The 12,376-nt window shown below is 70.4% G+C and carries 12 protein-coding genes; 9 read left to right on the top strand and 3 right to left on the bottom strand.

Translation table 11 applies throughout. The annotated features are described in order from the left end of the window. Positions 1–111: 111 nt before the first annotated feature. Together aroB and EK403_RS16825 are read right to left on the bottom strand one after the other, a co-directional pair. Complete coding sequence (gene aroB / locus EK403_RS16830) at positions 112–1,242, bottom strand: 3-dehydroquinate synthase (protein ID WP_128778625.1); 1,131 nt, start codon at positions 1,240–1,242, stop codon at positions 112–114. Further along, the gene (locus EK403_RS16825) at positions 1,239–1,892 is read right to left on the bottom strand and encodes a shikimate kinase (protein WP_128778624.1); all 654 of its coding nucleotides are present in this window, start codon (positions 1,890–1,892) and stop codon (positions 1,239–1,241) included. Before EK403_RS16825 ends, aroB begins: the two co-directional genes overlap by 4 nt. 151 nt (positions 1,893–2,043) lie before the next feature. On the opposite strand from EK403_RS16825, the gene EK403_RS16820 reads away from it, so the two are divergent. Together EK403_RS16820 and EK403_RS16815 are read left to right on the top strand one after the other, a co-directional pair. After that, positions 2,044–2,268, top strand: a complete 225-nt coding sequence (locus EK403_RS16820) for a hypothetical protein (RefSeq protein WP_128778623.1) — start codon at positions 2,044–2,046, stop codon at positions 2,266–2,268. Then, positions 2,265–3,203 (top strand): site-specific tyrosine recombinase XerD, encoded by a 939-nt coding sequence (locus EK403_RS16815; protein ID WP_128778622.1) that lies wholly within the window; start codon positions 2,265–2,267, stop codon positions 3,201–3,203. The genes EK403_RS16820 and EK403_RS16815 overlap by 4 nt, the downstream gene beginning before the upstream one ends. A 191-nt stretch (positions 3,204–3,394) precedes the next feature. On the opposite strand, the gene tlpA is transcribed toward EK403_RS16815, so the two are convergent. After that, a complete protein-coding gene (gene tlpA / locus EK403_RS16810) occupies positions 3,395–4,054 on the bottom strand; it encodes a thiol:disulfide interchange protein TlpA (protein ID WP_128778621.1) in 660 nt (219 codons plus the stop codon). A 44-nt stretch (positions 4,055–4,098) separates the two neighbouring features. On the opposite strand from tlpA, the gene argH reads away from it, so the two are divergent. From argH to EK403_RS16775, 7 genes are all read left to right on the top strand, one after another. Next, positions 4,099–5,493: an argininosuccinate lyase gene (gene argH / locus EK403_RS16805; RefSeq protein WP_128778620.1), complete on the top strand. Its 1,395-nt coding sequence runs from the start codon at positions 4,099–4,101 to the stop codon at positions 5,491–5,493. Positions 5,494–5,708: 215 nt separating this feature from the next. Beyond that, complete coding sequence (lptM, locus tag EK403_RS16800) at positions 5,709–5,897, top strand: LPS translocon maturation chaperone LptM (protein ID WP_128778665.1); 189 nt, start codon at positions 5,709–5,711, stop codon at positions 5,895–5,897. Between the two features lie 144 nt (positions 5,898–6,041). Then, positions 6,042–7,307 carry a diaminopimelate decarboxylase gene (gene lysA / locus EK403_RS16795; RefSeq protein WP_128778619.1) on the top strand — a complete coding sequence of 422 codons (1,266 nt, stop codon included), beginning with the start codon at positions 6,042–6,044 and terminating at the stop codon, positions 7,305–7,307. 34 nt (positions 7,308–7,341) lie between these two features. Further along, on the top strand, positions 7,342–7,698 hold the full coding sequence (locus EK403_RS16790; protein WP_128778618.1) for a hypothetical protein: 357 nt from the start codon (positions 7,342–7,344) through the stop codon (positions 7,696–7,698). Between the two features lie 177 nt (positions 7,699–7,875). Further along, on the top strand, positions 7,876–10,584 hold the full coding sequence (locus EK403_RS16785) for a TIGR02302 family protein (RefSeq protein ID WP_128778617.1): 2,709 nt from the start codon (positions 7,876–7,878) through the stop codon (positions 10,582–10,584). A gap of 77 nt (positions 10,585–10,661) precedes the next feature. After that, positions 10,662–11,894, top strand: a complete 1,233-nt coding sequence (gene argJ / locus EK403_RS16780) for a bifunctional glutamate N-acetyltransferase/amino-acid acetyltransferase ArgJ (protein ID WP_128778616.1) — start codon at positions 10,662–10,664, stop codon at positions 11,892–11,894. 58 nt (positions 11,895–11,952) lie between these two features. Further along, entirely contained in the window at positions 11,953–12,357 is a 405-nt protein-coding gene (locus tag EK403_RS16775; protein WP_128778615.1) for a (deoxy)nucleoside triphosphate pyrophosphohydrolase, read from the top strand. Positions 12,358–12,376 lie beyond the last annotated feature (19 nt).

Here is a 12,376-nt window from a genome sequence, read left to right as displayed (position 1 = left end):
AGCTTCGTTCGCGCTGATGATCGACAGTGAAACGATGTAATTTGTCAGGGGAGCAAGTCGACATAAGGCCTTTTGCGGCGCCGAAGCAAGGCGGGGCCTTGAATGGTTCGACTATGCCGCAGGGGCGAGCTCGCGGCGGAGGAAGTCGAGCGCCCGGGCAGGATCGACGTCGCGCGCCACGAAGCTTTTGCCGACGCCGCGGGCGAGGATGAAGGTGAGGCGGCCGCGCGAAACCTTCTTGTCCTGTTGCATATGGGCGAACAGCGCTTCCGCGCCGCCGATCGGGCCGGGGATCGCCGAAACGCGTATGGGCAGGCCGACGGCAGAGAGGTGACGCTCGACGCGCGCGGCGTCCTCCTCAGGGCAGAGCCCGAGCGCGGCCGAGAAGCGGAACGCCATCGCCATGCCGATCGCCACTCCCTCGCCATGCACCAGTCTGGCGCTGTCATAGGCGACGTCCGCTTCAAGCGCGTGACCGAAGGTGTGGCCGAGATTGAGCAGCGCGCGGTCGCCGGTCTCGCGCTCGTCGCGCGCCACCACCGCGGCCTTCGCCCGGCAGCTTGTCGCGATGCCGCGGATGCGGTCGGGCCCGGCGCAGAACACGGCGCGGGGATTGGCCTCGAGCCAGGCGAAGAAGTCCGGGTCGTCGATCAGTCCGTATTTCGCGACCTCGGCGTAGCCGGCGCGCAGCTCCCGCTCGGGCAGCGTGTCGAGCGTCGCCGTGTCGGCGAGCACGAGGCTCGGCTGGTGGAAGGCGCCGATGAGGTTCTTGCCGCGCGGCGAGTTGATCCCGGTCTTGCCGCCGACCGAGGAGTCGACCTGCGCCAGCAGGCTCGTGGGCGCCTGAAGGACGCGGACGCCGCGGCGCAGGATCGCGGCCGCGAAGCCCGCGAGGTCGCCCACCACGCCGCCGCCGAGCGCGAGCACGAGGTCTCCGCGCTCGATCCTCGCCGCCAGCAGGCCGTCGACGACGCGCGCCAGCATGTCGAAAGATTTCGAGGCCTCGCCGGCCGGGACGCGCACGGTGTCGAAGGCCAGTCCCGCCCCGGCGAGGGAGCGCTCGACTGTGGGCAGGTGCAGTCCGGCGACGGTCTCGTCCGTCACGACGCCGACTGCGCGGGCGCCGAGCTTCGCCGCCGCCTCGCCGACGCCGGCGAGCAGTCCGGGGCCGATCAGGATGTCGTAGGCCCGCTCGCCGAGCCCGACCGAGACCCGCTCGATGTCCTCGACCATGCGGGTCATGCCCGTCGGGCTCCGGCGGCCGGACCCGACAGCTTCGCCGCGAGCGTCTCGATCAGCTCGGCCACGGTGCGCTCGTGAGGGGCGTCGCGCGACGTGATGACGATGTCGGCGAGCGCGTAGGTGGGATAGCGCTCCTCGACGAGCCGCCTCAACGTGGCCTCGGGGTCGGCGGAGGCCAGCAGCGGGCGGCCGCCGCGCTTCCTCACCCGGCGCAGCAGCACCTCGACGTCGGCCTTGAGCCAGACCGACACGCCCGACTCGGAGATCCGGGCGCGGGTCTCGGGGTTCATCCACGCCCCGCCGCCGGTCGCGAGCACTTGCGGGCCGGTCTCGAGCAGCCGGGAGATGATGCGGGCCTCGCCGGAGCGAAAGTAAGGCTCGCCATGGGTCTCGAAGATCTCCGGGATCGTCATCCCGGCCGCGGCCTCGATCTCGCTATCGGCGTCGACGAAGGGCAGGGAGAGAGCCTGGCCGAGGCGCCGCCCGACCGAGGTCTTGCCCGCGCCCATCATGCCGACCAGCGCGATGGAGCGGCCGCCCAGCGCCCTGCGGACGCTCGCCGCGACATCGCCCTCCGGCCCGGAGCGGGAGGTCTGGGCGTCGGTCTCGGCGCGCGACGGCGCCTCAATCAGATGTTGTATCCCGGCCATAGGCTCGCATGAAAATCGCGCTCGGGCGCGTGAGGCGCGCAACCTATTCCTAAAGCTTATCCTTATACAATGCCGGATGGTTGCGGCGCGAGCGGCCCCGTGGTCCTCTCGACCGGGGCGCGTGCCATGCCGGCGAACCAGGCGGTGCGACATGCCGAGCTTGATGCGTTTTCTGACCGTACTCGCCGCGCTCGCGGCCGCGGTCTTCGCGACGCTCTATTCGCTCGCCACCTTCGTGACGCCGCAGACGCGCGAGATGACGGTGACGATCCCGTCGCAGCGGCTGAAGCCGCCGCCTGCGACGGCCGCCGCGCGCAATTCGCAGACCGCCGGCGCCGGCGCCGAGGCCGCGGCGGAAGGTCCGCAGCCCCGTTGAGCGCTTCGAAGCGCGCGAGACGCGAGATCGAGGCCTTCCTCGAGATGGCGAGCGCCGAGCGCGGCGCCGCCGCCAACACGCTCGCGGCCTATGAGCGCGACCTGTCCGACTACGCCGCCTTCCTCGCCGCGCGCGGCCGTTCGCCCTCGGACGCCGGACCCGACGACGTCCGGGCGCATCTCGCCGACCTCGCCGACCGCGGCTTCAAGGCGTCGTCGGCGGCGCGCAAGCTCTCGGCCGTCCGGCAGCTCCACAAGTTCCTCTACGCCGACGGGTTTCGGGCCGACGACCCGACCGCCTCGCTGGAGGGCCCCCGACGCGGCCGGCCGCTGCCCAAGACGCTCCGGGTCGAGGAGCTCGAGGCCTTGATCGCCGCAGCCGGCGATCCCGGACCCGAGCCGTCGCCGCGCGCGAAACTCAGGGCCGCGCGGCTCGTCTGTCTGCTCGAGCTCGCCTATGGGGCGGGCCTGCGCGTCTCGGAGCTCGTCGGGCTGCCGCGCGCGGCGGCGCGGCCCGCGGCTTCGGTGGTCGCGATCAAGGGCAAGGGCGGACGCGAGCGGCTCGCGCCGCTGACCCCGGTCGCCAAGCAGGCCATGACCGCCTACCTCGCGGCGCTCGGCGAGGCCGGCAAGGGCGCCGAGGGCCCCTGGCTGTTTCCCGCCGGCGGCGAGAGCGGCCACGTCACGCGCCAGGTGTTCGCCCGCGACCTCAAGGAGGCGGCGGCGCGCGCCGGGTTGTCGGCCGACCGGATCAGCCCGCATGTGCTGCGCCACGCCTTCGCGAGCCATCTGGTGCAGAACGGCGCGGATCTGCGCGCCGTCCAGCAGATGCTCGGCCACGCCGACATCGCCACGACCCAGATCTACACCCACGTGCTCGACGAGCGGGCGCGGGCGATGGTGAGGGACCTGCACCCGCTCGCGGATGCGGAGTGACGGCAGGGCGCGGTTGAAGGCGCCTTTGGGACGCCTGTGCTGCGTGCTTCGAGACGCCCGCGAAGACGCGGGCTCCTCAGCATGAGGAATGTGGAGGATGACAAGCACGGGCCTCCTCATGCTGAGGAGCCGTCCGTCAGGACGGCGTCTCGAAGCAAGCAGCACGTCGGCGCGAGATCCTCGCTCCTCGCCTATTCCCCGAGCGCGGCCTTGATCAGCGACCTCGCGTCCTCGCTCGCCCATTCGGCCGGACCCGGCAGGTAGCCGATCTCGCAGCCCGCGCGGTCGAGGATCAGGGTGGTGGGCAGGCCCGTGCCGCGGCCGACGGTCTTCAGCGCCGGCAGCACCTTGCCGGACGGATCGTGGAAGAAGGCGAGCCGCTGGGCGCCGATGTCCTTGAGGAATTTCTGCGGCTTCTCCGGGCCGCCGAAATCGAGCGACACCGGCACGACCTCGAACGAGTCGCCGCCCTGCTCGCCCTCGAGCTTGTCGAGCGCCGGCATCTCCTTGCGGCAGGGCGCGCACCAGGTGGCCCAGAGGTTCAGCAGCACGATTTTGCCGCGGAACTTGTCGAGGCCGATCTCGGCGCCGCTTCCGTCCTTGAAGGAAAGCTGCGGCAGCGGGCGCGGCGAGGAGGGCGTCGCGACCGCCGCGACCTCGCCTTTGGCCGCGGCCTTGATCGAGGCCAGCGTCTCCGAGCTCGCCGCGCAGGCCTGAGCCTTGTCGCCGCCGCTGAAGCCGTATAGGGCGAGCCCGCCGAGACCGAGCGCCGCGAGGCCGGTCGCGAGCAGGAGCCGCTTGAGGCTACGGCCCTTGGCTGCTTGAGGCGCGGCGTCGGCCGGTTCGGGCATGTCTGACCTCGATGCGCCGGCCGCCGCCGGAAGGAAGTTAAGCGATGAGCAACGCGATGTGGGGCGGCCGGTTCGCGGAAGGGCCGGACGCCGTGCTCGAGGCGATCAACGCCTCGATCGATTTCGACCGCCGCTTCTACGCGCAGGACATCCGCGGCTCAAAGGCCCATGTCGGCATGCTGGCGGAGGCCGGCATCGTGTCCTTCGAGGACGCCGCGGCGATCGAGAAGGGTCTGGACGAGGTTCTGGCCGAGATCGAGGGCGGACGCTTCACCTTCTCGCGAGCCCTCGAAGACATCCATATGAACGTCGAGAGCCGGCTTGCCGAGCTCGCGGGGCCGTCGGCCGGGCGTCTGCACACCGCCCGCTCGCGCAACGACCAGGTGGCGACCGACTTCCGGCTCTACGTCCGCGACGCGCTCGACGGGCTCGACCGGCAGTTGCTCGGCCTGCAGCAGGCGCTGGTCGAGAAGGCGGCCAAGCACGCCGCCGACGTGATGCCGGGCTTCACGCATCTCCAGAGCGCCCAGCCCGTGACCTTCGGCCACCATCTGATGGCCTATGTGGAGATGATCGGGCGTGACCGCGGCCGCGTCCACGACGCGCGGCGGCGCATGAACGAATGCCCGCTGGGCGCGGCGGCGCTCGCCGGCACCTCCTTTCCGATCGACCGCGACTTCACCGCCCGCGCGCTGGGCTTCGACCGGCCGACCGCGAACTCGCTCGACTCGGTCTCGGATCGCGACTTCGTGCTGGAGACGCTGTCGCTCGCCGCGATCTGCGCCGGCCACCTGTCGCGCTTCGCCGAGGAGCTCGTGCTGTGGTCGACGCCGCAATTCGGCTTCGTGCGGCTCTCCGACCGGTTCTCGACCGGCTCCTCGATCATGCCGCAGAAGCGCAATCCGGACGCCGCCGAGCTGGTGCGCGGCAAGACCGGCCGGGTGGTGGGCGCGCTGGTCGGCATGCTGACCGTGATGAAGGGCCTGCCGCTCGCCTATTCGAAGGACATGCAGGAGGACAAGGAGGGCCTGTTCGACGCGCTCGACACGCTGTCTTTGTCGATCGCCGCGACCGCCGGCATGGTCGAGGACATGGAGCCGGACCTCGCCGCCATGCGCCGCGCCGCGGGCGCGGGCTACGCAACCGCGACCGACCTCGCCGACTGGCTGGTGCGGGTGGTCGGCATGCCGTTCCGCGAGGCGCATCACGTCGTCGGCCGGATCGTCGCCAAGGCCGCGGAGAAGAAGGTCGGGCTCGAGCGGCTGCCGCTCGCCGACATGCAGGAGGTCGAGCCCCGCGTCACCGAGGACGTGTTCGAGGTGCTGGGGGTGCGCAACTCGGTGCGCAGCCGCGTGAGCTATGGCGGCACGGCGCCCAAGAACGTGCGGGCGCAGATCACCCGCTGGCGCCGCAGGCTCGGCCGGGAGAGCAAGCGGTGATGGGCGCGAGCGTTCAGGCGTAAAGCGTCGTGGTCCGGCTTGACCGCGCCATCCAGGTCAGACGTTGAGCCCGACGCCGACGATGGGACCTCCGGTCAAGCTGGAGGACGACGAGGCTCCTTCTGGGCCCACAGCGTGCGACCGCGTCTATCGGCCCCGCCAAAACTCATCTAAAACCTGCGCCGCCCGATCCGAAGGACCACGTCCCCGTGCCGATGACCCGCGCCGCCGCCGTCGCCGCTCTTTTGGCCGCCTCCGTCGCGCTCGGCGGCTGCGGCAAGAAGGGCGATCCGGACTATCCGGAAGGCACGCCGATGGAGACGGTGACCAAGGCCGACGGCTCGACCGAGAAGCGGCCGGTCAAGCCGAAGCGCCCCTTCGTGCTCGACGGCCTGCTGAACTGACCATCGTCCCGTCCGCCGTCATGCCCGGCCGAAGGCCGGGCATCCACGACTTCATCGTGAAACGCCGTCTTCGACGTTTAGTCGTGGATGCCCGAGGCGAGCTCGGGCATGACGGTTTCTCCTGAAACGTCGCCGTAAGTTCCGATGCATCATTTCGACTATCGCGACGGCGCGCTGCACGCCGAGGACGTCGCGCTCGCGGCGATCGCCGAGGAAGTGGGCACGCCGACCTACGTCTATTCGCGCGCCACGCTGACCCGTCACGTCCGCGTGTTCGACGAGGCCTTTTCCGGCGTCGACCACCTGATCTGCTATGCGGTCAAGGCGCTGTCCAACCAGGCCGTGCTCAGCCTCCTGGCCAAGCTCGGCTGCGGCATGGACGTGGTGTCGGGCGGCGAGCTGAAGCGGGCGCTGGCCGCCGGCTGCCCGGCGGACAGGATCACCTTCTCGGGCGTCGGCAAGACGGCGGCCGAACTCGCGCAGGCGCTCGACGCCGGCATTCTCTGCTTCAACGTCGAGAGCGAGCCGGAACTCCGGCTGCTGTCCGAGATCGCGGCAGCCAAGGGCGCGACGGCCCATGTCGCGCTGCGCGTGAACCCGGACGTCGACGCGAAGAGCCACGCCAAGATCTCGACCGGCTCCTCCGAGACCAAGTTCGGCGTGCCGATCGCCCGCGCCCGCGCCGTCTACGCCGAGGCCGCGCTTCTGCCGGGCGTCGAGGTCGCGGGCGTCGACATGCATATCGGCAGCCAGATCACCGACCTCGCGCCCTTCGAGCAGGCGATCGCCCGGCTGGTCGAGTTCGTGGGCGAACTCAGGCGCGACGGCCATGCGATCCGCCATGTCGACGTCGGCGGCGGGCTCGGCATCCCCTATCGCGACGCCCACACCGCGCCGCCGCTGCCCGTCGACTACGCCGACATGGTCAGGCGCCTGACGCGCGGGATCGACGCGCGGCTGATCTTCGAGCCCGGCCGGCTGATCGTCGGCAACGCCGGCGTGCTGCTGACCCGCGTGATCTATGTGAAGGAAGGCGCCGACAAGATCTTCGTGATCGTCGACGCCGGCATGAACGACCTGATCCGCCCGACGCTCTACGAGGCCTATCACGAGGTCTGGCCGGTCCGGCGGCCCGCCGGGAACGAGCCTCTTGTCCGCGCGGACGTCGTCGGCCCGGTCTGCGAGACCGGCGACTATCTCGCTTTGGGCCGCGACATGCCGCTGCCGAAGGCGGGCGATCTGCTCGCGGTGATGTCGGCCGGCGCCTATGGGGCGACGCAGTCCTCGACTTACAATTCGCGCCCGCTCGTGGCCGAGGTGCTGGTCGACGGCGCGCGCATGGCCGTGGTGCGGCCGCGGCCAAGCGTCGAGGAGCTGCTCGCGCAGGACCGCACGCCGGAGTGGCTGTGAAAAAGAGACCAATCCAGAATTCTTGGACGGGAGAATGGATTTAGAGGGCATCCGAAACGGAATGTGGGTCTGCAGGCAAACTGCAGAGGAGCACTCAAAGCATTACAAAGATCCAAACATTATTCGGAGCCGATTGTGGGCGATGTATGGGCGTTTCGATGAAGAAAATCGAATATTAGCTAATTTAGTTATCTGTGAATGGATTTTATCAGAAGATTCAAAGGTTCGTTTTGATGCGATCGATCTGGCATATCATTTCAAGGTAAGAGAAGCCGTTCGGCCTCTGGAGACGTTGGCGCGCTCGCTTGAGCGCGCGTGGTCGATTCACGAGGTGCATGAGCGTGAGAAGGTAATGAGGATGATTGATTTTCTCAGCGCCGACTCAAATTAGAGCGAATCTGATCTTTACCAGTCTAAGTTTCCCCATCTGATTGGGTGATAAAGGTAGCTCCCCCATCACGTCTCGGTGACGTCCCGGCTCCGCCCCATGCTGGCCATCGGCGCGGTCCATGCTAGCTTTGCGCTCGTAACTCCATGACGGGGCCGGGGCTGCGGGAGAACCGGCGGATTGACGGGTTCTGACGGAACGGACGGACGAGGCCGCGCCCTGATCGAGCGCGTGGTCGCCCGCGCGCGGCTCGCGCTTGTCTGGGAAGGCGTCTGGCCGTGGATCGCGGCCGCCTCCGCCGTCGTCGCGCTGTTCCTCGCGGTCTCCTGGTTCGGCGTCTGGGACGCGCTGCCTCCTCAAGGCCGCATCGCCGGCGTCGTCGCCTTCGGCCTCGCCTTCGTCGCGAGCCTCGCGCCGCTGGTCCGTGCGGCGCTGCCCGACCGGCGCTCGGCGCTCGGCCGCGTGGACCGCGCGAGCGGCGTCGCGCATCGCCCCGCCACCAGCCTCGACGACCGGCTGGCCTCGGTCGCGGGCGAGGACCCGATGACGCGCGCGCTCTGGGCCGCCCATCGCGAGCGGATGGAGCGCGACGCCGGCCGCCTCAAGGCGGGACGGCCGTCGCCGCGGCTCGCCGCGCGCGACCCTTACGCGCTGCGCTTCCTGCTCGCGCTCGTCGCCGTCGTGGCCTTCGCTGTCGCGGGCTCCGACCGCGGGGCGCGTGTGCTCGCGGCCTTCGACTGGACGACGCCCGCCGCCGAAACCGCGCCGGCGCGGCTCGACGCCTGGGTCGCGCCGCCGGGCTATACCGGCCGGCCGCCGATCTTCCTCACCGCGCGCGCCGCCGGCGCTGGGCAAAACTCCGCGGACGCAAGGGCCGCGGCGATTCCCGAAGGCGAGCAGGACGCCGTCTCCGTCCCCGAAAACGCGACCCTGGTGGTGCGCGGCTCAGGCGGCGCGGTCGAGGTGACGGCGACCGGCGCGGCCGAGGCGATCCCGGTCGAAGGGCGGCCGCCGGAAGGCGTGGTCGAGCGCCGCTTCAAGCTGACCGGCGACGCCGAGGCGCGCGTCGCGGCCGCCGGCGCGCCGGACAGGGTCTGGCGGTTCCGCATCATCCCCGATGAGCCGCCCTCGATCGCGCTGACGGGGCCGCTCAAGCTGAACGCCCGCGGGACCGCGATCATCCCCTACGAGCTGCGCGACGATTACGGCGTCGCCTCGGCCGAGGCCCGCTTCGTTCTGAAGGACGAGGCCGCGGCCAAGGCGCCGCGCTTCTCGCGCAGCGAGACCACCGACGGGCCCGCCGCCGAGCGCCGGCCGCTCTACGAGGCCCCCAAGGTCCCGCTCGGCCTGCCGCGCGCCAAGGCGCGCGACGGCAAGGCCGACACGCCGCTCGACGTGATGGAGCATCCCTTCGCAGGGGCCGAAGCCGTCATGACGCTCGCCGCCCGCGACGAGGCCGGGCAGGAGGGGCTGTCGAAGTCGATCGACATGCGGCTTCCAGCTCGCAGCTTCACCAAGCCGCTCGCCCGCGCGCTGGTCGAGCAGCGCCGCATCCTCGCAATGGACGCCAACGCAAAGCCGCGGGTGCTGACCGCTATCCGCGCGCTCGCGATGTTTCCGGAAGAGTTCATCAAGGAGGCGAGCGTCTATCTCGGCGTCACCACCGCCTATCGCCGGTTGGAGATCGCGGTCTCGGACGACGAGCTCAGGGAAGCTGCCGACTATCTCTGGGAGGTGGCGCTCCGGATCGAGGACGGCGACCTGCCGGAGGCCGAGCGCGATCTTCGCGCCGCCGAGGAGGCGCTGCGCAAGGCGCTCGAGAACGGCGCCTCCGAGGAGGAGATCAAGAAGCTCACCCAGGACCTCCGTGCCGCGCTCGAGAAATTCATGCGCGAGATGGCCGAGCAGCAGCGCCGCAACCCCGGCCAGCAGCAGGCCCAGCCCGGCGAGCGCGGCAAGGCGGTCCGGCCGCAGGACCTGCGCGACATGGTCGACAAGATGGAGAAGCTCGCGCAGTCCGGCGCCAAGGACGCCGCCAAACAGGCGCTCGCCGACCTCAAGAACATGCTGGACAATCTGCAGAACGCCCAGCGCCAGCAGGCCGACCCCAACGCCCAGGCGCAGCAGCAGCAGCTCAACAAGCTGCAGGACATGATCCGCGAGCAGGGCAAGCTGCGCGACCAGACTTTTCAGCAATACCGGCAGAACGAGCGCCAGCAGCGCAACCAGCGCGGCCAGCAGGGCCGCCGCCAGCAGCAGCAGGAGGGCAGCCAAGGCGAGCAGCGCATGCGCGACCTCGCCGAGCAGCAGAAGCAGCTACGTGACCGCCTCGACCAGATGATGAAGGAGCAGGGTCAGCAGGGCGAGCAGGCCCAGCGGGGCGAGGGTCAGCAGCAGCCGGGCCAGCGGCAGGGCCGCCAGCAGCCGGGCGGCGAGCAGGGCGAAGGCCAGCAGCCCGGGCAGGAAGGCCAGGGCGGCCAGGATGGAAAGAACGCGCTCGGCGAGGCCGGCAAGAGCATGGGCGAAGCGCAAGGCTCGCTCGGTCAGGGCCAGACCGGCCAGGCGCTCGACCACCAGCAGAAGGCGCTCGAGCAGCTGCGCAAGGGCGCGCAGGCGATGGCCGAGGCGATGCAGAAGGGGCAAGGGCAGCCTGGCCAGCAGGGCGAAGAGGGCCAGCAGGGCGCCCAGAACGGCGAGGAGGGCCGCGACGACGACCCGCTCGGCCGCCCCGTTCGGCGTCGCGAGAGCGACGGCGATGCGACCAAAGTGCCGGGCGAGATCGACGCCCAGCGCGCCCGCCGCGTGCTCGAGGAGCTGAGAAAGCGCCTCGGCGAGGCCGACCGTCCCCGCGAGGAGCTCGATTATCTGGAGCGCCTGCTCGCGCCGTGAGGCGGACGCGCCTGCATTCCAATCGTCGCGACGAGGCGCTAAGGACGAGCCCCTGAAACGGGGAGCCGTTCACGCCGATGTCGACAGAAGTCTCGCCGCTTGCGCCGAAGTCCTTCCCGAAGCTGCCGCTGGTCCGCGGGGTCGCGCTGGCGACCGCGGAGGCGGGCATCCGCTACAAGGGCCGGACCGACGTGCTGCTCGCGAGCTTCGCGCCCGGGACCGCGGTCGCGGGCGTCTTCACCCGCTCGCGCTGCCCCTCGGCGCCGGTCGAATGGTGCCGCGAGCGGATCGACGGCGGAAGGATCCGGGCGCTGGTGGTCAATTCCGGCAACGCCAACGCCTTCACGGGCGCGAACGGCCGCGCCGCCACCAGGCTGACCGCCGAGCTTACGGCCAAGGCCCTCGGGTGTTCGGAGGACGAGATCTTCCTGTGCTCGACGGGCGTGATCGGCGAGCCGCTCGACGCCTCGAAATTCGCTGGCGTGATGGACAGGCTCGCGGCCGGCGTGACGGAGGACGCCTGGGAGGCGGCGGCGCGGGCCATCATGACCACCGACACGTTTCCGAAGCTCGCCACGCGCACCGCGAAGATCGGCGACGTCAAGGTGACGATCAACGGCATCGCCAAGGGCGCAGGGATGATCGCGCCGGACATGGCCACGATGCTGTCCTTCATCGCGACCGACGCCGCGATTGATCCGGACGCGCTGCACGAGCTGCTCGCGCGCGCGGCGGCGAAGTCGTTCAACTGCGTGACGGTGGATGGCGACACTTCGACCTCCGACACGCTGCTGGCCTTCGCGACCGGGGAGGCCGGGAACCGGGCCATCCGCGGGGCCGACGACCCGGAGGCCGCCGGTTTCGCGGCCGCGCTCGAGGAGCTCGCCGTCGAGCTCGCCCAGCTGGTCGCCCGCGACGGCGAGGGCGCCCGGAAGTTCGTCACCGTCGAGGTCGCGGGCGCCGAGAGCGACGCCTCGGCCCGCAAGGTCGCCCTGTCGATCGCCAATTCGCCGCTTGTGAAGACCGCGATCGCGGGAGAGGACGCCAATTGGGGCCGGGTGGTGATGGCGGTGGGCAAGGCCGGCGAACCGGCCGACCGCGACCTCCTGACGATCCGGTTCGGAGAGCTGCGGGTCGCTCACAAAGGCGAGCGCGACCCGCACTACAGCGAGGCCGAGGCGTCGGCCTACATGAAGAACGAAGCGATAGACATCCGCGTCGATCTCGGCCTCGGCGAGGGATTTGCGCGCGTCTGGACCTGCGACCTGACCGAAGGCTACATCGCCATCAACGCCGATTATCGCTCGTGATCGCGCGCAATTCGGAACGGAACCTTAACGGCTCGCCGACGATCATGGCGGCGCGGACGTGACCTCGAAGCTTGTCCTCGTCGTCGCCTGCGCCCTCGTCGACCCGGACAACCGCGTGCTCGTCGCGCAGCGGCCGGAAGGCAAGACGATGGCCGGGCTCTGGGAGTTTCCCGGCGGCAAGGTCGAGCCGGGGGAGCGGCCGGAAGAAACCTTGATCCGGGAACTGGCCGAGGAGCTCGGCGTCGCGGTCGAGGAGCCATGTCTTGCGCCGCTTGCCTTCGCGAGCCACGCCTACGACCAGTTCCATCTGCTGATGCCGCTTTACGTGTGCCGGCGCTGGACGGGGGTCGTGACGGGACGCGAGGGCCAGGCGACGCGCTGGGTCCGCCCGGACAAGCTCCGCGACCTCGCGATGCCGCCGGCCGACGAGCCGCTCATCGCGCATCTCGTCGACCTGCTCTGAGCGCGAGGCCCCGGACGGC

This window comes from Hansschlegelia zhihuaiae (assembly GCF_004103825.1).
GTDB lineage: Bacteria > Pseudomonadota > Alphaproteobacteria > Rhizobiales > Methylopilaceae > Methylopila > Methylopila zhihuaiae.
Note: the sequence above shows the minus strand (reverse complement) of the source record. Positions and strands in the feature narration are given on the sequence as shown.